Origin of the sequence: Streptomyces sp. NPDC051664 (genome assembly GCF_044453545.1) — a bacterium.
Classification (GTDB): Bacteria; Actinomycetota; Actinomycetes; order Streptomycetales; family Streptomycetaceae; genus Streptomyces.
This window is the reverse complement of sequence record NZ_JBITCU010000005.1, coordinates 443,699-465,992: the sequence shown is the minus strand read 5'-3', so window position 1 is coordinate 465,992 and position 22,294 is coordinate 443,699. Positions and strand designations below refer to the sequence as shown.

21 protein-coding genes are annotated in these 22,294 nt (G+C 69.7%); 7 read left to right on the top strand and 14 right to left on the bottom strand.

The window, feature by feature from the left end:
• Positions 1 to 19: 19 nt before the first annotated feature.
• The 4 genes from ACIA8E_RS13450 to ACIA8E_RS13435 all read right to left on the bottom strand — a co-directional run bounded on the left by ACIA8E_RS13450 (position 20) and on the right by ACIA8E_RS13435 (position 4,297).
• Positions 20 to 364, bottom strand: a complete 345-nt coding sequence (locus ACIA8E_RS13450; RefSeq protein ID WP_399297561.1) for a nitrile hydratase accessory protein — start codon at positions 362 to 364, stop codon at positions 20 to 22.
• Positions 361 to 957 carry a nitrile hydratase subunit alpha gene (gene nthA / locus ACIA8E_RS13445; RefSeq protein WP_399297559.1) on the bottom strand — a complete coding sequence of 199 codons (597 nt, stop codon included), beginning with the start codon at positions 955 to 957 and terminating at the stop codon, positions 361 to 363. Before nthA ends, ACIA8E_RS13450 begins: the two co-directional genes overlap by 4 nt.
• Entirely contained in the window at positions 954 to 1,619 is a 666-nt protein-coding gene (nthB, locus tag ACIA8E_RS13440) for a nitrile hydratase subunit beta (RefSeq protein ID WP_399297557.1), read from the bottom strand. Before nthB ends, nthA begins: the two co-directional genes overlap by 4 nt.
• 497 nt (positions 1,620 to 2,116) lie before the next feature.
• Positions 2,117 to 4,297, bottom strand: a complete 2,181-nt coding sequence (locus ACIA8E_RS13435) for a SpoIIE family protein phosphatase (protein ID WP_399297555.1) — start codon at positions 4,295 to 4,297, stop codon at positions 2,117 to 2,119.
• A 400-nt stretch (positions 4,298 to 4,697) separates the two neighbouring features.
• Between ACIA8E_RS13435 and ACIA8E_RS13430 the strand changes: the two genes are divergently transcribed.
• The 3 genes from ACIA8E_RS13430 (at position 4,698) to ACIA8E_RS13420 (ending at position 7,076) form a co-directional block, all read left to right on the top strand.
• A complete protein-coding gene (locus tag ACIA8E_RS13430) occupies positions 4,698 to 5,108 on the top strand; it encodes an ester cyclase (protein WP_399297553.1) in 411 nt (136 codons plus the stop codon).
• Positions 5,109 to 5,751: 643 nt separating this feature from the next.
• Positions 5,752 to 6,363, top strand: coding sequence for a TetR/AcrR family transcriptional regulator (locus tag ACIA8E_RS13425; RefSeq protein WP_399297551.1), 612 nt, complete (start codon positions 5,752 to 5,754; stop codon positions 6,361 to 6,363).
• Positions 6,364 to 6,404: 41 nt separating this feature from the next.
• Positions 6,405 to 7,076: an enoyl-CoA hydratase-related protein gene (locus ACIA8E_RS13420; RefSeq protein ID WP_399297549.1), complete on the top strand. Its 672-nt coding sequence runs from the start codon at positions 6,405 to 6,407 to the stop codon at positions 7,074 to 7,076.
• Between the two features lie 253 nt (positions 7,077 to 7,329).
• On the opposite strand, the gene ACIA8E_RS13415 is transcribed toward ACIA8E_RS13420, so the two are convergent.
• Together ACIA8E_RS13415 and ACIA8E_RS13410 are read right to left on the bottom strand one after the other, a co-directional pair.
• On the bottom strand, positions 7,330 to 7,965 hold the full coding sequence (locus ACIA8E_RS13415) for a DUF1345 domain-containing protein (protein WP_399297547.1): 636 nt from the start codon (positions 7,963 to 7,965) through the stop codon (positions 7,330 to 7,332).
• 5 nt (positions 7,966 to 7,970) lie between these two features.
• Positions 7,971 to 8,204 (bottom strand): encapsulin, encoded by a 234-nt coding sequence (locus ACIA8E_RS13410; protein ID WP_399297545.1) that lies wholly within the window; start codon positions 8,202 to 8,204, stop codon positions 7,971 to 7,973.
• A 9-nt stretch (positions 8,205 to 8,213) separates the two neighbouring features.
• Here ACIA8E_RS13410 and ACIA8E_RS13405 point away from each other — a divergent pair, with 9 nt between their 5' ends.
• Positions 8,214 to 8,393 (top strand): hypothetical protein, encoded by a 180-nt coding sequence (locus tag ACIA8E_RS13405; RefSeq protein WP_399297543.1) that lies wholly within the window; start codon positions 8,214 to 8,216, stop codon positions 8,391 to 8,393.
• A gap of 270 nt (positions 8,394 to 8,663) precedes the next feature.
• The gene (locus tag ACIA8E_RS13400) at positions 8,664 to 10,997 is read left to right on the top strand and encodes an FdhF/YdeP family oxidoreductase (RefSeq protein WP_399297541.1); all 2,334 of its coding nucleotides are present in this window, start codon (positions 8,664 to 8,666) and stop codon (positions 10,995 to 10,997) included.
• A gap of 35 nt (positions 10,998 to 11,032) precedes the next feature.
• Here the strand turns inward: ACIA8E_RS13400 and ACIA8E_RS13395 are convergent, their stop codons facing one another.
• The 4 genes from ACIA8E_RS13395 to ACIA8E_RS13380 form a co-directional block, all read right to left on the bottom strand.
• A complete protein-coding gene (locus ACIA8E_RS13395) occupies positions 11,033 to 12,814 on the bottom strand; it encodes an FUSC family protein (protein ID WP_399297539.1) in 1,782 nt (593 codons plus the stop codon).
• 237 nt (positions 12,815 to 13,051) lie between these two features.
• Complete coding sequence (locus tag ACIA8E_RS13390) at positions 13,052 to 14,143, bottom strand: CU044_5270 family protein (RefSeq protein WP_399297537.1); 1,092 nt, start codon at positions 14,141 to 14,143, stop codon at positions 13,052 to 13,054.
• Positions 14,144 to 14,145: 2 nt separating this feature from the next.
• The gene (locus ACIA8E_RS13385) at positions 14,146 to 14,769 is read right to left on the bottom strand and encodes an RNA polymerase sigma factor (RefSeq protein WP_399297535.1); all 624 of its coding nucleotides are present in this window, start codon (positions 14,767 to 14,769) and stop codon (positions 14,146 to 14,148) included.
• Positions 14,770 to 14,950: 181 nt separating this feature from the next.
• A complete protein-coding gene (locus tag ACIA8E_RS13380; protein ID WP_399297533.1) occupies positions 14,951 to 15,940 on the bottom strand; it encodes a D-cysteine desulfhydrase family protein in 990 nt (329 codons plus the stop codon).
• Positions 15,941 to 16,352: 412 nt separating this feature from the next.
• On the opposite strand from ACIA8E_RS13380, the gene ACIA8E_RS13375 reads away from it, so the two are divergent.
• Complete coding sequence (locus tag ACIA8E_RS13375; RefSeq protein WP_399297531.1) at positions 16,353 to 16,793, top strand: helix-turn-helix transcriptional regulator; 441 nt, start codon at positions 16,353 to 16,355, stop codon at positions 16,791 to 16,793.
• Between the two features lie 37 nt (positions 16,794 to 16,830).
• On the opposite strand, the gene ACIA8E_RS13370 is transcribed toward ACIA8E_RS13375, so the two are convergent.
• From ACIA8E_RS13370 to ACIA8E_RS13355, 4 genes are all read right to left on the bottom strand, one after another.
• A complete protein-coding gene (locus ACIA8E_RS13370; RefSeq protein ID WP_399297529.1) occupies positions 16,831 to 17,748 on the bottom strand; it encodes a M56 family metallopeptidase in 918 nt (305 codons plus the stop codon).
• Between the two features lie 3 nt (positions 17,749 to 17,751).
• Entirely contained in the window at positions 17,752 to 18,135 is a 384-nt protein-coding gene (locus tag ACIA8E_RS13365; RefSeq protein ID WP_399297527.1) for a BlaI/MecI/CopY family transcriptional regulator, read from the bottom strand.
• A gap of 94 nt (positions 18,136 to 18,229) precedes the next feature.
• On the bottom strand, positions 18,230 to 18,988 hold the full coding sequence (locus tag ACIA8E_RS13360; protein WP_399297525.1) for a polysaccharide deacetylase family protein: 759 nt from the start codon (positions 18,986 to 18,988) through the stop codon (positions 18,230 to 18,232).
• Positions 18,985 to 20,343, bottom strand: a complete 1,359-nt coding sequence (locus tag ACIA8E_RS13355; RefSeq protein WP_399297523.1) for a glycosyltransferase — start codon at positions 20,341 to 20,343, stop codon at positions 18,985 to 18,987. Before ACIA8E_RS13355 ends, ACIA8E_RS13360 begins: the two co-directional genes overlap by 4 nt.
• A 611-nt stretch (positions 20,344 to 20,954) precedes the next feature.
• Between ACIA8E_RS13355 and ACIA8E_RS13350 the strand changes: the two genes are divergently transcribed.
• Positions 20,955 to 22,202, top strand: a complete 1,248-nt coding sequence (locus tag ACIA8E_RS13350; RefSeq protein WP_399297521.1) for a glycosyltransferase family 4 protein — start codon at positions 20,955 to 20,957, stop codon at positions 22,200 to 22,202.
• The last annotated feature ends 92 nt before the right edge of the window (positions 22,203 to 22,294 follow it).

The window sequence follows — 22,294 nt, the reverse complement described above, 5'->3', positions numbered from 1 at the left end:
GGTTCGAGGTGATTGCCAGTCAGTGCCGGTGGTCGTGGTCGTAGCCGGTGGGGCGCTGGGCCAGTGTCCGGGCGCGGGTGGTGACCTCGCCGGCCGGCACGGCGCCGCCTCCGGCGAGCACGTCTTCCAGTGCGCCCAGCCAGTGCTGGTAGTAGTTCCAGTGCGCGCCCTCGGTCGGGGCCGCTTCCCAGCGTGCGATCCGGGCGATCAGTGCCGCCTGGAACTGTGGCCAGGTGAACACGCCTGCCTCGTAGAGGGTGACGGCCATGCCGAAGGCACGGCTCTCCCACGGCTCGGCGAACACCAGCTCGCCGTTGGAACGCGGCGGCGCGGCCGGTCCCTCGATGTCCAGCGGGGCGGTCACGGCGCCTCGATCCGGGCGACGCCGACCATCGCCTCGCGGGTGATCAGCGGCACGAGCTGCTCCTCGGACAGGCCCTCGGTGCCGGCCGGGCGCTCGGGCAGTACCAGCCAGCGCACCTCGCTGCTGGAGTCATGGACGGTGATCTGCACGTCGTCGGCGAGTTCGAGCCCCATCTCGGAAAGCACTTTGCGCGGCTCCTTGACCACCCGCGCGCGGTAGGCCGGGTCCTTGTACCAGCTCGGCGGCAGGCCGAGCAGCTGCCACGGATAGCACGAGCACAGCGTGCAGACCACCACGTTGTGGCTGGTCGCGGTGTTCTCGACGACAACGACGTGCTCGGTCTGCACCCCGATGAAGCCCAACTCTTTGATGGCGGCGGTGCTGTCGTCGAGCAGCCACCGCCGATACTCGGGGTCGGTCCATGCCTTGGCGACCACCTTGGCTCCGTTGAGGGGGCCCACGTTGGTCTCGTAGTTGGTGATGATCGCGTCCAGCGTGTTCGGGTCGACCAGGCCCCTCTCGGTCAGCAGCTGCTCAAGAGCCTCGGTACGCAGTGGTGCGGGAATGCGTTCAGCGGATTCGCCGGCGGTCATGCGGTCCTCTCCAGATAGCTCTCGAACATCTCGATGGTGAGTGTGAACGGTTCGGCGTCGGCACCCCACAGCTCCTGCGAGTCGAATCGCACCGAGTACACGTACTGCGGGTTCTCGCCCTGAAAGTGCGCGTTCGTGTCGGGTAGGACAGAGGCCGGCTGGATGAGCGCGACGACTCCGGTGTGTCCGCGCACATAGCCCGGCAGCCTGGTGTGTCCGGTCGGCGACATGTTCTTGGCACGCACCCGCTCGCCCTCGGCGAACGCCGGCGCCGCGTCCACGGTGCGCAGCGAGCCCTTGGCGGTCGGCGCGTAACCGGGTTTGGCGGGTTCGGGGATCGGCGGTTCCTCGACCTGCTCGCCGCGCAGGTTGCGGGCCCGGGCGTCGATCGCGGCCGGGGCCAGCATGGCACTTTCCGTGAGCATCAGCTCGGCTGCGTTGAGCCAGCGGCCGAAGTAGCCGTCGGCCAGGTAGGCAGTTCGGTCCAAGCGCTCGATCGCATGCCGGAAGGCGTCCACGTTCAGTCCGGCCAGCTGCTTGGACAGCTGCGTCAGTGCGAACGCCCGGCCCTGCCAGGGCTCCGGGAAGGCCGGCTCGTCGGCGCGTGGCGGATGAGTGGGACCCCACCCCTCGGTTCCCCCCATATCGGCGATCCCGTACATGGCACCACCTCTCGTAGATCTGCAGCGACCGGGACACACTCGGCACGATCAGTACGCGTTCCACCGGACCTCACCGGCCGGATCGCCCTGCCCTCGCCCATCCAGGCGGGCGGCGTGGTCGGCGGGCTGCGTACCGGCGGTTCGCCGTGCAGCCGTTGGAGTGCGCCCGCCGGGCCGGCCTTCATGGTGTTCTGCCGGTCCGACTCGGTCGGGCGACATAAGGCCACATTATTGGTACATATCACTACTCTAAGGTATTTTGCGGATCCTCGGCCTGTATCGCGGAACCGGAACCGCGGACACGATCCGCGCCGCAGCGCAGCACTCCCGCGCCCTTGCTCCACAGGCCACCGAATGGATCTCTGCAGCGGCAACTTCCGTCCTGGCAACCTCATTGCCACCGGCGTCATCCTGGTCAAGCGACGTGCCGTGACGACGATGCCGTGACGGCCCCGGACCGGCGCAGGTCTCACGCATCGGGCCGGCTGAGTCGTTCCTCATATCCCGGATCGAGGTTCGGACGTGTTCATGGTGGGGCCGACAACGCGGGTGCGGGCGACCAGTAGCGCGATGTCGTCCTCCGGCTTCGATGTCGTCGCCATCTCCGTGATCACCTGGGAGCAGAGGTCGTCCAGCTCCGATGGTGCGTGCCGCAACGCGGTGGCCAGCCGGTCGAGTCCGGCGTCGATGTCGGAGCTCCGCGTCTCGATGAGCCCGTCCGTGAACAGGACGATCAGGCTTCCCTCCGGCAGCTCCACGTCCACCGACTCGAACGAGCCGAGGCCGACGCCGATCAGCGTGCCTGCCGGGGTGTCGGGCGTGGTGACCTGGCCGTCCGGGGAGACCAGCAGCGGTGGCGGGTGTCCGGCACGCGCGAAGGAGCACACCCGGGTGGCCGGGTCGTACACGGCGTAGATGCAGGTGGCCCCTACCATCGGCGGGGCGGGGTCGCCGGACCGGGCGGCCTCCCCCGTCAGCTGGGTGGCCACCTCGTCGAGGTGGACGAGCAGCTCGGCCGGCGGCAGGTCCAAGGCGGCCAGCGTAAGCACCGCCGTACGCAGACGGCCCATGGTGGCGGCCGCATTGATGCCGTGCCCGATGACGTCTCCGACGACCAGGGCGATCCGCCCGCCCGGCAGGTGGATGGCGTCGAGCCAGTCCCCTCCGACGCCCTCGTGGCGGTCCGACGGCAGGTAACGCCAACCCAGTTCCACGGTGTTGCCGCCGGACAACGCGCCGGGCAACAGGCTCCGCTGGAGCGCGAGAGCGGCGGCCCGCTCGCGGGTGTACCGGCGGGCGTTGTCCAGACTCAGTGACGCGTGGACGGCGAGTTCCTCGGCCAGCAGCAGGTCGTCCCGCGAATACGGAGCGACGTTCTCGGTACGGACGAACACCGCGATGCCGAGAATGGTGCCGCGCGCCATGAGGGGGACCATCATGACGGAGTGCATGCCGGTCTCGTGGATGATCCGGGCTCGCCTGGGATCCCCGGCGAGCCAGCTGCCGGACCCGGTGTCCATCACGGGCTCCACATGCGACTCGCGGTGGTGGAGCACGTACAGGAAGGGTGATTCCGGAGGCACGAACACCGGCTCGCCCCGGGCGAAGGCGGCCTCCGGCGCACCTTCGTGGATGGAGGCCAGTCCCGCGCGGCGGAACACGGGGATGCCGGAGTCCCCGGGCCGCATCCGCTCCAGCGGCTCGCCGCCGAGGGGCACCGACTCGGCCAGGTCCACCGTGGCGTAGTCGGCGAGCGACGGGACGGCCAGGTCCGCGAGCTCCTGGGCGGTCGTCATCACATCCAGTGTGGTGCCGACGCGCCTCGCCGCCCTGCTCATCAGCGCCATGCGCTCGCGCGTCCACCTCTGAGTGATGTCCGTCGAGACCGTGCACAGCCCGAGGGGTGTACCGTCCGCGCGCTCGAGGCGGATGAGGGTGGACGAGAAGACGACTTCCCGGCCGGCTCCCCGGCCCCCGCCCGGGGAGACCCAGCGCGCCTCGTGGCCGGTGACCGGCTCACCGGACGCCAGGACCCCCCGCATCACCGGCTCGACCGCGGCGAGGTCGAAGCCCCGCAGCGCCTCACGCAACAAGAGTCCCGGGCGGCCGTCCGGGGGCAGGCCCACCGTCCGTCTGGACGCCTGGTTCAGCCAGACGCAACGCAGCCGCGTGTCCCAGACGGCAACCGAGAACGGCGAGCGGTCGAGCAGCGCCCGTACGGCGGGCTCGCCCGCCTTCTGCCGCGCGTCGCCGTCCGGCATGTCCGTCGCCGCCAGGAGCCAGCATCTCTCACCGTCGGCTCCGGTCAGCGCACTGGTCTCCAGCTGCACCCGCAGGATGCGGCCATCGCGATGCCGGACGTCCACCAGCGCACGTGGCCTTTGCTCGTGTTCGTGTTCGCCCGTCCACTCCCTCCACGCCGGGCCGTGCGCCCGGGGCGGCAGACAGGATCCCCCCTCCGTACCTTCCTGCCGGCCTGCCAGAAGGCGCACCGCGGGCCGCCCGACGACGTCCTCGGCTCGGTGGCCGAGAAGCTGTCGCGCCCCGTCGGCCCACGCCAGGACCGTACCGTCGCCGTCGATCACCGCCACCGCAGGAGCCGGCAGACCGCGGATGCCGTGCGAGGGGGCATCCGGCCTTTGCTCGGCACCGGGTCCGACGTCGGCTGGGCGCGTCATAGCCCCTGACCTTCCATGGCCTGTTCACTGTCGGGGACGATGCGACCGCTCAGCGGGCATTCCAGCCTCGGCCCATGGCCAGGACGTCACGGTGATGAAGGCGGCTTCGTCACCGGCCGGGTAGGCCACGAGCGACCGGTGCTCCTGGGGTACTGCGATCCCCGTTTGAGCAGGTGGGCTGTACGTAACTCGGCCTGTAGCCATCGTACGCGGCGAAGCCCACACGCGACATCGCGATGACGACCACGTCTTCCTGAGGGCTGTCCCGGGATTGAGGTACACCCGCTGAACAGGCGTACGGACCGGGGACTCATTACGTTGAAATAGGGGCCGACGTATTCGCCGTCGACCTCAGCATGCACGGTGCCCAGATCTCCCCGTACAGCGTCGAAGGAGAGCCATGTCCCGCGACGAAAACCTCGCTGCCCAGAACGCTATCGCCGAGGCCGTGAACAGCGGCAATCTGGAGGATTTGGTCAAGTTCGTGGCAACCGACTCGGTCGATCACGATCCGGCTCCCGGCCAGGTTCCGGGTCCGGCCGGATATCAGGCCATGTTCGCCGAGATCAGGGCGGCCTTCCCCGACCTGCATGTCGATGTCGAGCATCTCGTCACCACGGACGACGAGTTGGCATTCGCCTACACCATCAGCGGGACACACCTCGGTGAACTGATGGGACACAGTCCGACCGGGAAGAAGGTGTCATACCGGGGCATGCAGATAGGCAGGTTCGCCGACGGAAAACTCGCGGAGCGGTGGGGCAGCAGCGACGAACTCGGCATGCTGCGCCAGCTCGATCTCATCCCGTGAGCGGTCGCTGCACCGTTGCCCTGCAGTGACGCTGCACCACCTCACCGCCCGACCTCTGGCGAGCCAGGTCGTACGGGTAAGCGCGGCACCCACCCACTGAGAGGCGCTGTCATTGCACCCATCAGCAGCAACCCCCTCCCCACGGGCCGTTGTTGCAGGTAGGACTGCGATCGTCTTCATGCCGGTGCGGCCGACGACCGTGCGGATCTGCGGGTGAGAGAGGCTGGGACGCCCACGACGAGCGCCTGTCCTTGCCGACGGTCTCCACGGCCGTCGGCGCATCGGCCGGTCCGGGCCATCCATCTCTCCTCGCATACACCGGCCTTCCGCAGCGTGTCGGCCAGAGCCGCCGCCGGATGCCGCGTGGTGCTGTCGGTCGAGCCCTACTGCCTCGGTGAGACTCGCGTCGATGCTCTTCTTCGTGAGTGATCCTTGATGACGGCGCCGCTCAGGGGCAGCGAGCGCCCTCCCACTCGGAGAGACCTGCGGACCCTTGCATGTTCTATGACATGCAACATAAGTTACCGATAGGTAGACCAGTTCGGGACAGTGCTCGTCACTGACAGGAGGCACACGGCGTGATCGATCGCTCATCCGCTGCAGACGCGGCCGGCCGCCTCGCAGCCGCTGGGGTGGTGGGCGCGTGAGCCCGCGCAAGAGCGACAGCCGTGAGCGGATGGTTCTCAGTGCCGCCGCGCTGCTGCGTGAGTACGGGGCGAGAGCCACCAGCATCGATCGCGTGCTCGCTCACAGCGGTGCTCCACGCGGCTCCGTGTACCACCACTTTCCCGGCGGGCGGGCGCAGTTGATCGACGAGGCGGTGGCACTCGCCGGCGACTTCGTCGCTGGACTGATCGAGGCCGCGACGCAGGCTGATGACGCCGTGGAGGCCATCGACGCGTTCTTCGCGCTGTGGCGCGACCGACTCGTCGACAGCGACTTCCGGGCCGGCTGCCCCATCGTGGCGGTCGCAGTCGAGACCAACGACGACGCTCCTCAACTGACCCGCTCCGCGGCCGCGGTCTTCGCCCGCTGGCAACAGGCGCTTGCCGCGTTGTTTCTCCGGCACGGCCTGCCCGAGGAGCGGAGCAAGAGGCTGGCCGCTTTCATCATCGCGGCACTCGAAGGCGCGGTGATCATGTGCCGGGCCGAGCAGAGCACCGCCCCGATGGAGGCGACCGCCGTCGAAATCCATGACCTGCTGGCCCACGCGTTGCGTGACCGCCCCGATCAAGGTCAGGCACCACGGCCATGACCTGTCTCCGCCCCGACCCCATCCGACTCGAAGGAGCGACCATGCCCACTCTCGACCGCCACGACAACGTCTTCGTCCTCGACCTCGGGGACGGTGAGAACCGTTTCCACCCCGACTGGGTCGCCTCCGCCAATGCCGCGCTGGACGAGGTGGAGAAGGCGGAGGGGCCGCGCGCTCTGGTGACTGCCGCGACGGGCAAGTTCTACTCCAACGGCCTGGACCTGGACTGGTTGTCGGCCCACTCCGATCAGCACCAGGAGTACGTCGGCTCCGTCCACGCGCTCTTCGCGCGCGTGCTGTCCCTGCCGATGATCACCGTGGCCGCGCTCCAGGGGCACACCTTCGCAGCCGGTGCGATGTTCTCTCTGGCTCACGACTTCCGCGTCATGCGCGCCGACCGTGGCTACTGGTGCCTGCCCGAGGCCGATATCAACATTCCCTTCACCCCGGGCATGTCCGCGCTGATCCAGGCCCGACTGGCCCCGCAGACCGCACATGAGGCCATGGTGACCGCCCGCCGCTTCGGCGGTCACGACGCCGCGGCCGCCGGAATCGTCGACCGCGCGGTGGACGAGGATGCCGTCCGCTCCACCGCCATCGAGATCGCCCAGGCGCAGGTGAGCAAGGCCGGCGACACCCTCGGCACCATCAAGGCTCGTATGTACGCCCCCGCCCTCGCCGCTCTGCGTGAGAACGGCAACCCTCTCGGCTGACTCCCCAGCAGGCGGCCAGGATGCCGGACACCCGGGCAAGGGTGTCCGGCCCGAAGTACCGAACAGCGGAAGCCGGGCGAGCCGCGCGCCCTCGGCACCCGCTGCTCCTCCAACGCCCTCGCCCAGGAGAATCTGGTCAGACGCCTCCTGGAAACGTCAGGCGAGGGCCCCGGCCCATGGCTCCGGCCCGCCACCACAGTGTGGCGATTTGCCTGGTAGCGTAAAAAATGTCGGAGTTGGCCTGCGACACTCATCAGCCCGTGACGATTCCGGCGACGAGATTGATGGTGGTGGCCAGGATGCTGGCGCCGAAGACATAGGACAGCAGGCAGTGCCGGAGGGCGACCGCGCGGATCGTGGAACTTGAGACGTCGGTGTCGGAGACCTGATAGGTCATTCCGAGGTTGTAACTGAAGTAGAGGAAGTCGCTGTACTGCGGCGGGTCGTCGGAATTGAAGTCGATCCCGCCTTCGGGAGTCAGGTAATAGAGGTACGCGTATCGGGTGGCGTACATCAGGTGGAGTGCCGCCCAGGCCAGGAACACGCCACAGAGCGCCGTCGCGGCCGCGGCGTGGCTCAGGCCCGAGTCGCCGACCAGGAGCAGCATCACGATGCCGACCAGTCCGCACAGGGCGGACGCGACGACGACGAGTTCCTCAGTGACGGGCCGGAACTCCTCGCTTCGGACGTGGCGATGGGTGGTGGCGGCGTCCATGGGCCACAGGACGACCCACCCTGCGACGACGAAGCTCGTCTCCGCCGCGGCGATACCGGCGAGAATGCCCAGCGGTGTGTTGGTCAGTACACCGACGACCGAGCCGATCACCGCTCCGACCACTGTCGCACCGGCGAGTCGAGGAACGGCGGAAAGCGGCAACCAGCGGTTCATGGGCCTCAACAATGACTACCTCGGCAGCTCTGTGAAGGGTCTGAGGCTTCGAGTACGACCATGGCCTCGTCCGTATACGTCAGCATCTCGTGGAAGTACAACTCGACACCGCTCGCGCCGTGCCCCGTGCAACCGATTGCCATGTCCTGGCCGAGGAGCAGCCCGAAGTCGCCGCCACGGGTGGACAGGACGCTGCCGCCGCTGAGGGCCGGCGCCCGGAGCGGGGAGCCGTCCAGCATCCGGCCCAGGTGAGCCGCGGCCGGGTCGTCGCCGACGCGGGCGAGGACGTCCTGGGGGAACGGAACGCGACCGAGCAGGTCGAACCCGCCCGCTCCGGGAGCCCCTCCCCCACGGTGGCCTCACCACCCTGCGCCACGGTGGGCACCAGGAAGACAGCCGCCCGGGACGGCGGCGTGACGACGGGCTGAGCTACGCCCATGTGACTCCCGTCGACCAATGAGACGCGAAGCGAACAGAGAGGACGGCGTCAGAGTATCCGCGTGCGAACCGGACGGCAGCCCTGCAGCACGACGACGCGTCCCCTCGGGAGACCTCCCCGGGCCGCACCACTCGGTCTTGCGGCGTGCGGAACCACACGCTCAGCCACAGGCGTAGCAGCGGCTGCGAAAGTCGAGTGGCGTCCATTGATCAACGGACATAGCCTGCCTGAAAGTACCGTTTTGTCAACGCATGCCCACATGGTGGAAGGGCCGAGAGTCTTGAGCGCCGACAGTGATGAGCGGGAACGCCTGGAGCCCGATGTGGGGCCCACCCCCGAGGGGAATCCGGAGTTTCGCCCCTACCACCACCCTGCTGCGGGCTGGGGCGCAGCCAAGAGCGTGAGCCGTTTCCTGGTACGCGAGGGCGCACTGGTGGACGGCCCACGGGCGATCATGCGGATGAATCACGAGAACACCGGGTTCGACTGCCCCGGGTGCGCATGGCCGGACGACACCAAGGGGCTGCACCTGGACATCTGCGAGAACGGAATCAAGCACGTCACCTGGGAGATGACACGCAAGCGGGTCGGACGCGAGTTCTTCGCCGCCCACTCGGTGACCGAGCTGTCCGGGTGGAGCGACTACGACCTCGAGAACCAGGGCCGGTTGACCGAACCGATGGTCTACGACCCCGATTCGGACCACTACGTCCCGATCTGCTGGAAAGACGCGTTCGAGGTGGTCGGCCGTGCTCTGCGCGAGCTGGACAACCCGAATCAGGCATCGTTCTACACCTCCGGCCGGCTCGGCAACGAGGCCACCTTCCTCTACCAGCTGATGGCCCGTGAACTGGGCACGAACAACCTGCCGGACTGCTCCAACATGTGTCACGAGGCCAGCGGTCGCGCCCTCTATGCGTCCCTGGGCACCGGTAAGGGGACCGTCGACCTCCAGGACTGGGAGACCGCCGACGCGCTGTTCATCCTGGGAGTCAACGCCGCATCCAACGCGCCCCGAATGCTCACGGCCCTCGCCGAGGCCTACCACCGCGGCGCCCAGATCGTGCACATCAATCCGCTCGTCGAGGCGGCGGCCACATGCACCATCGTCCCGCACGACTTCACGGACATGGCGCTCTTCAAGACGACCCGTACCAGCACGCTGAACCTGCAGCCCCGCATCGGCGGCGACATGGCCCTGCTGCGCGGCATGGCCAAGGCGATCCTGGAGCACTCCGAATCCGACCCCAAGGCTCTGGACCGGGAGTTCATCGACCGCCACACCGCCGGCTTCGAGGAATACCGCGCCCTGTGCGAGACCACCTCGTGGGAGGAGATCGAGCACCAGTCCGGGCTGAGCCGCGCCGACGTCCTCGGAGCGGCGCGCGTGTACGGCGAGGCCGACCGCAGCATCGTCAGTTGGTGCCTGGGCATCAGCCAGCACGAGCACGGCGTCGACACCGTCCGGGAGATCGTCAATCTGCTTCTGCTCCGCGGCAATCTGGGGCGGGAAGGAGCGGGCCCCTCCCCCGTCCGAGGGCACAGCAACGTCCAGGGCAACCGCACCTGCGGTATCGACCACCGGCCTGAGGACGAGTTCCTGGACCGCCTCGCCGAGGTCTGCGATATCGAGCCGCCCCGTGAGCACGGCCTGGACACCGTCCACACGGTCAAGGCGATGCACAGCGGCGATGTGAAGGTGTTCGTCGGCATGGGCGGCAACTTCGCCCTCGCGGCGCCCGACACCCCTTACACCTACGCGGCGCTGCGCAACTGCGACCTGACCGTCCAGGTGAGCACCAAGCTGAACCGCAGCCACGTCGTCCACGGCCGCCGGGCCCTCATCCTGCCGTGCCTCGGCCGTACCGAGAAGGACCATCAGCGCAAGGGCATCCAGAGCACGTCCGTCGAGGACTCGATGAGCATGGTCCACCTCTCGATCGGGATGAAGCGCCCCGCCTCCTCGCACCTGCTGTCCGAGCCGGCCATCATCGCCGGCATGGCCCGGGCCGCCCTCCCCGACAGCGCCACGCCTTGGGACTGGTACATCGAGGACTACGACCGTATCCGGGACACCATGTCCCAGGTCCTCGACGGCTTCGAGGACTTCAACCGCCGCGTGCGCCTGCCCCTCGGCTTCCGCATCAAGCAGCCCGCCCGTGAGCTGGTGTTCCTCACCCCGTCCGGACGCGCCGAGTTCTCCACCGCCGTCCTGCCCGACGTCGTCCCCGCCCCCGGCACCCTGGCGCTGGGCACCATGCGGTCCCACGACCAGTGGAACACCACCATCTACTCCGACAACGACCGCTACCGCGGCATCAAGAACCTGCGCACGCTCGTCTTCATGAACCGAGGCGACATGCGCGAGCGCGGTATCGCCGACCTCGGCCCGGTCGACATCACGAGCACCGCGAAGGACGGCAGTCAGCGATCCCTCAGCGGCTACCTCGCCATCCCCTACAACATCCCCCGCGGCTGCGCGGCCGGCTACATGCCCGAGATGAACGTGCTCTGCGCGCTCGGCGACTACAGCACCCAGAGCGATCAGCCGATCATGAAGCACGTCAAGGTCACCATCGGCCCCGCCGCCTGAGCGCGGGTCACGCACGGGCGGAACTCCGCGTGGCGTCACCGCCACCGGACGAGCCGCTCCAGGAGAAGGTAGGCACGCTGCTCCGCGGCGGCGAATTCGGTGGGATCGATTTCCGCCGGCCAGAGCTCGCCCGCCGCGGCGTCGTCGGCCTCACGCAACTCCACCACGGCTGCTGCGAGGTGCGTCTGGACGATCGGGAACGACGGCTCCAAGCGGTCGTCCAACGTATGCTCCGCATGCTCGGACGCCTCCCTGCATGCGGCCAACGCGCGTTCCGCTCGGACCGCGGCATGGTCATGGACCACCAGGAGCGCACAGCCCAGACCGATGACGATCCCGAGGACGCTGCTCAGTGCCCGGTCCTGGACAAGGGCTCCGGCAGGTGAGGGCGAGGCCAGATCGCTCAGCAGTAGCGCCAGCGGCGTGAGGAAGACGACGCCGAGACCGTAGTTGCGGGCCACGACGTACTCCAGCATGAACTCCAGAACAACGATCACGAGGACGAGCACCACGGGATCGGGGCGCGCCGCCAGCACGCCGAGAGCGAGCATCAGTCCGGCAACTGTGCCCAAGGTGCGCTGGACGGCGCGCTGTGCCGCAGTACGGACGTTGATCGAGTGCAGCACCGCGGCGGCGGAGATCGCCGCCCAGTAGCCGTGGCCGAGGCCCAGGAGAAGGGCCATTCCTCCCGCCAGCCCGGTGCCGAGGACCATCCGCAGGGCGGGAATGAGCAGGACCGACGCGTGGCCGGGGCCGCCGTGACGCTGCCCCGACACCAGTTCCGCAGCGCGCAGTTCGGCGGCGCGCCGGGTGGTGAGGTCGGCCGGAACCGGCTCGGGGCCGGTCACGGAGACCATGCCGGCCTGGGCGACCACGGACGGGCGCGACAGTTCCGGCAGCAATTGCGGAACCCGGTGGCGACGGCTGACGAGCAGGCGAACCTGGCCGCGCAGGTGCTGCGCCAGACCCGTTGGGTCATCGGGTGGCCGGCGGGCGGAACCGATCAGCAACGACCAGGAGAGGTCGGTCAGACGCACGCACGTTCCGCCCCGGCCGCCCCACTCGGCGGCTGTCGGAGGCATGAGACCAAGAGTCCGGTACGCCTGCAGAACAGCAGCTGTCGCCCGGTGCCGGACGAGCCCACTTCCGTCCCCTGCGCCGGTTGCCTCCAACAGCTCTGCGAGCTCGCGCAACGCCGCGGCCACGGCGAGACGCTGCGGACGATCCGGGTGCACGAACCACCCCGACACAGCCAGTACCCAGGCCACGGCCGCACCCAATGCGGCCAGGGCGGTCCGGGGAAGGATGTCGGCGGGGGCCGGCGAACCGTTGGCCGCTACGGCGAAGGAGAAGAGCAGCAACACCGCGCCCAGCCCGCTGAGACGTGCCGCGTCACAGGCGAGCTTCGCCGCACCGGCCACCACGGCCATGGCCGCCACCACCACCGCGGCGCCTGCTCCCCCGTCCACGGGATGGGCCCACGCGGCTAGAGCCGAACCGCAGCCCACACACGCTGTCATCGCTGCCGCGACCAGCGCGAGGACACGGGCACGACGCGCGTAGGGCAGGTTGCGGCCGAACGTGGTGGTGAAGGAGCCCAGCATGGCGTAGACGGCCTGATCGGCCCGCCCGGCCAGTGCCATCGGCAGCGCCGGCAACGCCATGGCCAGCGCGGCACGTACAGCGAAGGACAGGGCACCGTCCACGCTCTGCAGGGCGAGCGCGCCACGCGGGGAGAGAGCGCGCGCCACACGGGCTGCCGAAGGCCGCCGACCGCTCCCGATCACAGCAGGGAGCGGAAGACGGAAACGGGGCATATGCGCTATATATCACCCGCTTCTGCCCCGAGCGGGTCATCGATCGCTGAATCCACTGGTGCGCCGAGAGTTCTGCACCGGTGGCACCTCGGCGCTCAGCACGCGCCGACCCATTCCTCGTCACCGTCCGAGAAGATCTGGCGCGGTCGCAGGCGGGGCCGTTCCGCGATCGGTCGGCGCCGCGGGGTGTGCCTGCCTCGTGCGGCGAGGCACGCACACCCCGCGTCGGGCGCGGTGCTACGCGGCGGAGGAGGGAGTCTGCTTCATCTCGTCGACGGCCTGTCGCACGGTGATGGCCGAGGTGTAGAGGATGGTGCCGGGCTTGATCCGGCCGGATTCGCCGCCGTGGGGGCGGACCTGGATGGTGCGCTCGCCCAGGTAGGTGAAGGTCTTGGCGTCGAAGATCCATTCGGTGCGGGCGCCGGAGGTTTCGTCGAGCCGTGCGACGGCCACGCCGTGGCGGCCGGCTGCGTCCACCGCGTCCTTGACCAGGACCACGCCGGGGATCTTGGTCGCGGTCTTGAACAGGGCCACGTTGAGGTCGGCGGGGGGCATGGATTCGTTGAGGAGGTCCCCGATAGTCGTGAAGGCCTCCTGGTCGGGACTGTTGCCCTGTCCCTCGGTCTCCTTGTAGATCTTCGCCAGGAGCGTGTCGGGGTCGGTGGTCAGGGTGGCGAGATAGTCGTAGGACGGGCCGCCCAGCCGTGCAGGTTCGATCTCGCCCTTCTCGTTGATGTGGTCGAGGGTCCCGCCGCCGGGCGGGAAGACGGCCGGGTCGATGAGCCAGCCCTTGGCGCCGTCGGTCGAGTGCCAGGTCTGCCGGCGGTGGATGCCGTCGCTGACCACGGTGGTCTTGTCGTCGACCGTCTTCTCGTAGGTGGTGCCGACCTGGCTCTCGATGTAGATGTACTGCCCCGCACGCACGGTGGGTGTCGGCTGCTTCGCCGCGGCCAGCGAGATCTGGTTGAGCAGCTGTGGGACACCCTGGGTGGTTCCCGCAACGATCTGTGCAGTGAGCGGTGGCCCTGCGACGAGGGAGTTGTGGCCGCTGGTGGAGCCGGTGAGGGTGAGTACGCCGGCGGCGATCAGGGCCAGCGAGCAGGCGGCGGCCGGGATGACGATCAGGGGCCGCATGAACCCGCGTCGTCGCGCGGGCGCCGTGGGGGCGGGTGTGGTGGCCGAGGCGGCCGACCGGGTGTCCTGGTCGATGAAGTTCATCAGTTCTTCCCTGTGGAAGGCGTGGCGGCCCGCGGGAAAGTCGGCTTCATCGAGGGAGACCAGACGCACGGTCTCCTGCCATTCATCAGGCGTAAGACGGGACTGGTTCATGTTCACCGGGTTCCTTCCTGGACGGGCCGGGCCGCGATGTTGCGGTCTCCTCTTACCTGTCGATCCGCAGGCCGGGGTTCCCGGAAATCTGCCTGCATTTCCGTATCCGCGAGTTTGCGCAGCTTGGCCCGGGCCCGTGAGAGACGGGAGCGGACCGTTCCCACGGGGACGCCCAGGACCTGGGCGGTGGTGGCGTAGTCGAGGCCCTGCCACAGGCACAGGCTGAGCACTTCGCGCTCGGTGCGCCGCAGCGCGGCCAGAGCGCCGGCGGTGGCAGCCAGGCGCCGGCGGTCGTCGATCCGGCCGGCGACCTCGTCGGCGTGATCGACCACCGGGGTCTCTGCTCGGGCGGCGGCGAGAGCCGCCGCCTTGAAGCGGCGGTTGCTGCGCGACTGGGCGCGGACCAGGTTGGTGGCGATGCCCAGGAGCCAGGGGCGCAGGCTGCCGCCATCGGCGTCGACCCGCTGATGGCCCCGCCATGCCTCCATGAACGTCGCGGACACCACGTCCTCGGCCGCTGCCCAGTCCGCGGTCAGCCGAAAGGCGTGGTTGTAGAGGATTCGCGCGTACTCGTCGAAGAGTTCCGCGAAGGCCTGCGGATCCCCTGCGCGAATACGGGCTCGCATAGTTGTCGTCACATCAGTCAGCTGTCGATTCCGAACACAGGGTTCCCGAGACGTGCGTCACAGTCGCACGGCCAGGTGGCCGGCGGGCCGATGTCCTGGCCAATGTCCTGAACCCGGGACAGCGTCGATTCAGGAACGAGTCGGTCCGGGTCACCCCGGACGGCGAGGAGTGACCTGTCGTCTATGGACTTGAGAAGGTCAGTGCCTCCTCCAGTTTCGCGAGCGTCGCGGCGTGACCGAAGAGTCCGGGCATACCGCCCGAGTGCAGGAAGATCGTGCGTCGGCCGGGCACCACGTCTCCTTCCTCGATCGCGGCGATCAGGCCGGCCATCGCGCGTCCCGTGTAGATCGGGTCGAGCACGATGCCTTCGGTGCGGGCGGTCAGGGTCAGGGCGGCCATGGCCGCTTCGGTCAATGCGCCGTAGCCGTCGCCGACCTGATCCGACCGCAGGCTCAACGTCTCCGGCGCGCAGTGTGTGCCGGACAGGCCTGAGGCCAGTTCGGACACGGTCCGGGCAGGGTCGGTCACGGCACCGCAATGGACGCCGAGCACGCGCGCGGACCCGAGCGGATCGAGGAGTCCTGCCATGGTTCCACCGGAGCCGACCGCGACGACGACGGTCGCCAGGTCGGGGGCCTGGACGAGGAGTTCACGCCCGCACTCGGCGTAACCGCGAGCGCCCAGCACGCTGGAACCACCGAAGGGGATCAGCGCCGGGACGGCTCCCTGCCGCCGCAGTTGCTCTGCCACATGCTCGGCAGTGGAGTCGAGCGCCTCGTCGTCGACATCACCGGCCCACACGACCGTGGCGCCGAAGAGACCGTCGAGTGCGAGGTTGCCGGACGTCGACGATCCCGGTGCACCGGCGAGCACGAGGACGACGTCGAGCCCCAGCCTGGCGCCGGCAGCGGCGGTCAGACGCGCGTGGTTGCTCTGTGGCGCACCGGTGGTTACGAGAGCCGTGGCGCCGTCGGCGAGCGCTGCACCGCAGGTCCACTCGAGTTTGCGTACCTTGTTCCCGCCCCCGCCCAGGCCGGTGAGGTCGTCACGTTTGACCCACAGGTCGCCCGCACCGAGGCCGATTACCCGGGCGAGGCGTGGCATGGGCTCGAGCGGGGTCGGCCAGGTCCCGAACACTGCTCGCTGCGAGGTAGGGCTGTCCGAGGTCATCGCCACCGCTTTCCGTCTGCGCTGCCGTGCGTGTGTCTGCGGATCATGCTCCCACGGTGGCAACCGCCCCGACGTCGGCGGTGTTCGACATCGCGGATCGTGGCTACAGCTCACGCAGTGGTGCCGGCAGCGCGGCCACCGGGCCATAGGTGAGACGACCGCACCTCGCGCCGAGTCGCCGAAGCCGAAGGTGAGCAGGCCGCAGGGCGAACGAGCCTCCGTCGTATGTTCAGGACCCAGGGCGAGGGAGCCGACGATCCGGCGGACCTTCGAGGATCGGCCCGCGGCGTCCGGTGCAGCGGTGTGCGCGATGGGCGATCCGCCACACGGGCCTGCCCCCGCACCGGGTGGCGTAAGTCCTGTCCCACCGCGACGGTGCCGCACCGCAAGGCGGCCGTGCGATGCTGGTCCGGTGACGCTACCGGACCTGGTTCGGCTCCGCCGGACCCGCGACATGATGGACCGCGACTACGCGGAGCCGCTCGATGTCCCCGCGCTGGCACGCGCGGCCCACATGTCGCCCGGCCACTTCTCCCGCAGCTTCCGCGCCGCGTTCGGGGAGACGCCGTACAGCTACCTGATGACCCGCAGGATCGAGCGGGCCAAGGCCCTGCTGCGCCGCGGCGACCTGTCGGTGACGGATGTCTGCTTCGCGGTCGGGTGCACGTCGCTGGGGTCGTTCAGCTCGCGGTTCACCGAGCTGGTGGGCGAGAGCCCGAGCGCGTACCGGGCGCGCCCGCACGAGCAGGACGCGGCCATCCCGGCGTGCATCGCCAAGATCTTGACACGACCGATCAGGAACGCGGAACCGATCATGAACGGAGAGGCGAAGCACGCTGCCCGCCCGTCGTGAACTGAAGCGTCGCGTGACCGGCCTGACTCGGCCTGGGTTACCGGGTGAGCTGCGTGTGGGAGGGGATGGCGGCATCGAACAGCCGATCCATGTCGTGGGCGGCCAGGGCCGGGCTGGCGGAGCAGACCACGATCAGCGTGGCGAACGCCATGACCAGGCCCCGGCGCAGCGGTGCGGGCGGGGCGAGCAGGGCCTGGACGCGCTGGGGCACCGGACCACCGGTGGCAGCCATGGCCGGTTGCCGGGTGCGTTTGGTGGCGAGGGCTGCTCGGGCGACGGCGCGGGCCACCAGCGGACGGTCGCCGAGGGCGGCGCCGGCCTCCTCGTCGGCCCAGCGTTCCAGGGCGAAGGCGCCTGCCTGAGTAAGGGGACGCAGCAGCGGGTTGACCGCTGCCGCGAGCTGCAGCACGAGGAGGAACAGGTGGTGGCGGCACGCCAGGTGGGCACGTTCGTGGGCCAGCAGGGCGGGCCGCTCGTCGGCCGTGAGGGCCTGCAGCATGCCTGAGGAGACCACGACCCGGCCCGGGATTCCTGGCAGGGCGAAGGCGGCGGGGACGGGATCGTCGAGGACGGCCAGGTCACCGGCCGTGGACAGCTGCCGGCATTCGCGCCAGGCATCGACCAGCCCTCGTACCCGGCGCCAGGACGCCACCGTCAAGGCCACCGCACATGCCAGTACGGCCAGTGCGCAGGCGGCCGCCACAGGCCAGTCGATGGGGGTGTCGGCCGCCAGCAGGTGCGGAGACCACCGTCCCTCCTCGGCCACCTCGGGAATCTGACCGATCAGGGTGAAAGCGATCATCGCCAGGCCCGTCACCCAGGAACCCGCGGCGATGACGGCGGCCGAGGTGAGCATCCAGGCGGCGGTGCGGGGCGGCAGACGGCGGCCCGCCCCTGGCGCGGTCAGCGCGAGGACCGTGCTGACCAGCGGCGGCATACACAGGCCGATCCACACCTTCTAGTCCTCCGCGTGTCCGCGCAGCAGCTGCTCCAGCAGCTTCTCGTCCTCGGCGGGCAGCTCGGAGACGAACCGGGCCAGGACCGCGGCACGGTTCCCGCCGTGCTCCAGCAGGTCGCGCATCCCGGCTGCCGCGTGCCCGGCCTCATCGCGTACCGGGGAATAGAGGTAGCCGCGCCCGGCGCGCTTTCGGGTGACCAGTCCCTTGTCGTGCAGCCGGGACAGGATCGTCAGGACGGTGGTGTAGGCGGGATCACCCGCCACCTGCTCGCGTACGACGCCCGCACCGACGGGCTCCCCGGCCGCCCACAGGGCTGCCAGGACTTCGCTCTCCAGCTCGCCGGGCGCACGCCGACCCGCCGCCGGGCCATCCTGCTCGCTCACGCTCCCCGCCTTTCACACCGGTCCGTCATCTGTACGACACGACCACGTTTCCGGACACCCAAGCTACTACGCCATGTAGAGAGCATGGGAGCGGTCACCGGCCGCAGCCCTCCGGGACGTGCCTGCCGTGGTCGCGCAGTGGGCCGACATCCCAGCCGCTTTCCCGGCAGGTGTCCAGCAGTCGGGGAAGTGCGCCGAGGGTGTTGCGCCAGGAGCCGGTGGTGGAGGTGCAGTCGGAATCGTGCAGCAAGATCGTGCCGCCGCCGCGGAGGTCGGCCACGACGGTGTCGTGAACGCTGCGGGGGGTCGCACGCTTCCGCCAGTCCTCGCCCCAGGCGGTCCACAGGACGGGGGTCAGGCCGAGGCGGCGGCAGGCCACGTGCGCGCCGGTGGTCATGACACCGTACGGGGGCCGGAAGAAGCGGGGCGGTGTGCAGGTGAGGCCGACGACCATGTCGCGGGCGCGGGCCAGGTCGTCGTACGTGGCCCGGGGGCCGCGCCATAGCAGCGGGCGGTGGGCCCAGCCGTGCAGAGCGATCTCGTGCCCCGCCGCGGACATCTCCCTCACGAGTCCGGGTGAACGCACCGCCATCGAGCCGAGCAGGAAGAACGTCGCCCGCAGCTCCCAAGCCTCCAGGAGGCGCAGGAAGTGCGGGGTGGACAGGTGGTCGGGGCCGTCGTCGAAGGTGAGGGCGACGTGGTCAAGCCGTCCCTGTCCGGCCAGGCGCGGCATGAGCCGGTTGCGCAGCGACCCGAAGGCGGAGACGGCCGGCGCGGCATGGGTAACAGCGAGCACGGGCAGCGCCACCGCCCCGGCACGCAGGATGGTGCCGGCCGGTCGGCCGGGCGTCATCGCCGGTCTCCGTCCAGGAAGTGGGAGAGGGCACCGAATCGGGCCGGGGAGTCGCCGTATGCCTCGGCAAGCGGGGTCCCTATGCCCAATACGACGGTGGCGGCCGCGGCCGCGGCCATCAACGGGACGCCGAGCCTGACCGGACGGCGAGCTGTGGTGCCTGCCTTCCGCCGAACCGTCGCGGTCCGGGAAGTGGCGATCTGGCCCGCTGCTGCGGCGATGACCTCAGCAGGACCGCCTTCCTGCCGGAACAACTCCAGCCCCCGGATGCGCTGTTGGCGGCCGCGCGGACCGTGGAGCAGCTCGGTGAGCACCGGGGTGAGGTGGGCGGGCTCGCGTATCCAGGCGGCAAGTCCGGCGTCCTGCAAGGCTGCGGCGTTGGTCTGTCCATGGCCGGGTATGCAGCGGTAGCTGACGACGGGTAGACCGCTGGAGAATGCCTCCAGCGAGGTAAGGCCGCCCGCGTTCTGCACCAGCACGTCGGCCGCGGACATGAGCGCGGGCATGTCCTCGACCCACCCGTACACATGCTTGACGCCGGTCCTGCGCAGCCGTTCGGCCAGCGCCTGGTTGCGTCCGCACACCACGACCGGCACGGCGACCCCGCCGTCTTGGATCTCGGCGGCCACCTGCTCGACGGGACCCACGCCCCACGAGCCCGCGACCAGCAAGGCCAGCGCGGAATGTGCGGGAAGCCCGAACCGAGCACGTGCCGCGCCTCGTACCGCTGCGGTAGCGGGAGCGAAGCGCGGGTCGGCCACCGGGCCGGTCACCGTGACCCTGGCGGCACCCTGCGCGCCGGCCTGCCGCGCGGGTATCCGATGGGTGGCCAGGTGCGAGTCGATGCCGGGTGCAACCCACAAGGAGTGGACCGAGAAGTCGGTGAGATAGGTGATCGTGGGAACGGCCAGGCGTCCTCGCAGGCGCAAGCTCCCGAGCACCTGACTTGCTCCCGGATAGGTGGAGACGACGGCACAGGTGTCCCGGGGGATCACCCGCAGAGTGCGGCGCTCGGCGCTGCGGAACAGGACACGCACGGCGGGTCCGGGGCGCCCCGTGTGCTCGGTGGCCGCGTAGATCCGTTGATAGCCGGTGGGCGCCCAGGTCAGCAGACGGTGATAGGTGCCGGACAGGAGTGTGCCCAGCCGGGCCGGGAGCAGGTCGAGAAAGTCGTGCCGGTCGACCAGGAATCCGTCGCGCCGGAGGCGCTGGGCGAGTTCGTCGGCCGCGCCGTTGTGTCCCGCGCCCACACCTGCCGAGATGATGACGATCCGCCGGGCGTCCGGCTCCTGCGGTCCGGGGTGCTGGTACGGCGGGAGTGTCCGCACCCCCGCCACGTTGTCGCGATAGGACACAGCCGATCAGTCTCCTTGCTGGCGAGGGCAGGACGGGAGTTGCTTCGGCCTCGTCAGCGGACTGGAGTCCAGGCGCGCGAGGACGCTGTCGCCCGGCACGGTCCGGTGCTCGGACCAGGTCCCGGGTGCGGCCGAAGCTACTACATGATGTAGAAGTTGGGGAATAGTCGCTCGGGCGGGAGCCGCCACCCACGCAGGCAGAGGAATACACACCCAAGGCAGGCGCCACCCTCGCAGCTCGGGCCGCACCGCAGCGCGAGCACCGGCGGCCGGACCGGACGGCCCGGCGAGCCGGTCAGTGATCGCGCTCACGTCGCCGGGCTCTCGGCGCAGCCGCACGGCGCCACACGCCCGGGCGCCCCGAAATGAAGTTCTACAACGTGTAGTACCTTTGCCGAGTAGCCGCCTCTCGTCCACCGGCTCCGCGTCGGCGTGCCCCTCTCGCCGACGCCGCCCCCACGGGGTCGGTCACTCCCTGCTGCCGCTGGGCCTGGAACTACTGCGGGCCTGCCCCCGCAACCGGACCGCTGCACAGCCGCCCCGGCGACCGCCGCGCCGCTCGACTTCGCCGCACCGGAATCGGTCGGCAGACAAGGAATGGAATCGCCCCTGTGAAGATCGCCTTCCTGATCCACAACGTCTACGGCATAGGCGGGACCATCCGCACCACCCTCAATCTGGCCGCCGCGCTGGCGGACCGTCACGAGGTGGAAATCGCCTCCATGCTCCGCCATCGCGAGAACCCCCGCTTCTCCGTCGACCCGCGCGTGACGGTGGTGCCCCTCGTCGACATCCGCCCGGACTCCGAGGACTCCGCCGACCCACGACTGCACCAGCCGGCCGAGATCTTCCCAGCGGCCGAGAAGCGCTACCGCCAGTACAGCCGACTCACCGACCTACGGGCCGAGGAGTACCTGCGCACCTGCGACGCGGATGTGATCATCGGCACCCGGCCCGGCGTCAACGTCTACCTCGCGCGGTGCGGCCCGCCCCGCGCGCTGCGCATCGCCCAGGAACACCTCACCCACGACACCCACAGCAAGAAACTGCGCGCCCACCTCGCCCGCCACTACCGCACCCTGGACGCCGTGGTCACCACCACCGAGGCAGACGCCGACGCGTACCGGGCAAAGATGCGGCTGCCGGGCGTACCCGTCCTCGCCGTGCCGAACAGCGTGCCCGAAACGGATATCCCGCCCGCCGACGGCACCGCCCAGGTCATCGCCGCAGCCGGCCGTCTGACCCGGGCCAAACGCTTCGACCTGTTGATCGATGCGTTCGCCGATGTCGCCGCCCAGCACCCCGACTGGTCGTTGCGCATCTACGGCACGGGCACCGACAAGGACCCACTGCAGCAACTGATCGACGACCACAACCTGGGAAAGCAGGCGACGTTGATGGGCTCCCGCTCGCCGATCGAACACGAGTTCGCCCAGGCATCGATCGTCGCAGTCGCCTCCGACGCGGAATCCTTCGGCATGACCATCGTCGAGGCGATGCGTTGCGGCGTCCCCGTCGTCAGCACCGACTGCCCGCTCGGCCCCGGCGAGATCATCCACGACGGCGTGGACGGCCGGCTGGTGCCGGTCGGTGACCGCAAGGCGCTCGCCGACGCTCTGCTCGACCTCGTAGCCGACGAAGGCGCACGCCACCGCATGGGCCAGGCCGCCCTCGCGACCGCCCGCCGCTACGACCCCGGCCCTATCGCCCGTACCTACGACGAGCTCTTCGCCGAACTCGCCTCCAGCCGCCGCTCCCGTGCCTGGCAGCGTCAACGGGCCCTTTGGTGCAGCCGTTTGCGCCTCCTGGTGCGCAGATGGCGCCGATGGGCCGACTCCCCTCGCACAACCGTGCGCTGATCCCGGAGTCGCACTCCCCGAATGCTGGTCAGCCGCTTGGATCGGTTTCCTTGAGGAGAGACAACCTCGGAACCCGTCCAGGATGCGAGGAG

Bases quoted from the DNA above. Each gene is read 5' to 3' on its own strand.
- ACIA8E_RS13435 (WP_399297555.1), bottom strand. From the start codon at position 4,297: ATGACGCGCCCAGCCGACGTCGGACCCGGTGCCGAGCAAAGGCCGGAT.
- ACIA8E_RS13430 (WP_399297553.1), top strand. From the start codon at position 4,698: ATGTCCCGCGACGAAAACCTCGCTGCCCAGAACGCTATCGCCGAGGCC.
- ACIA8E_RS13360 (WP_399297525.1), bottom strand. From the start codon at position 18,988: ATGACGCCCGGCCGACCGGCCGGCACCATCCTGCGTGCCGGGGCGGTG.
- ACIA8E_RS13415 (WP_399297547.1), bottom strand. From the start codon at position 7,965: ATGAACCGCTGGTTGCCGCTTTCCGCCGTTCCTCGACTCGCCGGTGCG.
- nthB (WP_399297557.1), bottom strand. From the start codon at position 1,619: ATGTACGGGATCGCCGATATGGGGGGAACCGAGGGGTGGGGTCCCACT.
- ACIA8E_RS13385 (WP_399297535.1), bottom strand. From the start codon at position 14,769: ATGCGAGCCCGTATTCGCGCAGGGGATCCGCAGGCCTTCGCGGAACTC.
- ACIA8E_RS13400 (WP_399297541.1), top strand. From the start codon at position 8,664: ATGGTGGAAGGGCCGAGAGTCTTGAGCGCCGACAGTGATGAGCGGGAA.
- nthA (WP_399297559.1), bottom strand. From the start codon at position 957: ATGACCGCCGGCGAATCCGCTGAACGCATTCCCGCACCACTGCGTACC.
- ACIA8E_RS13390 (WP_399297537.1), bottom strand. From the start codon at position 14,143: ATGAACCAGTCCCGTCTTACGCCTGATGAATGGCAGGAGACCGTGCGT.
- ACIA8E_RS13380 (WP_399297533.1), bottom strand. From the start codon at position 15,940: ATGACCTCGGACAGCCCTACCTCGCAGCGAGCAGTGTTCGGGACCTGG.
- ACIA8E_RS13410 (WP_399297545.1), bottom strand. From the start codon at position 8,204: ATGCTGGACGGCTCCCCGCTCCGGGCGCCGGCCCTCAGCGGCGGCAGC.
- ACIA8E_RS13395 (WP_399297539.1), bottom strand. From the start codon at position 12,814: ATGCCCCGTTTCCGTCTTCCGCTCCCTGCTGTGATCGGGAGCGGTCGG.
- ACIA8E_RS13420 (WP_399297549.1), top strand. From the start codon at position 6,405: ATGCCCACTCTCGACCGCCACGACAACGTCTTCGTCCTCGACCTCGGG.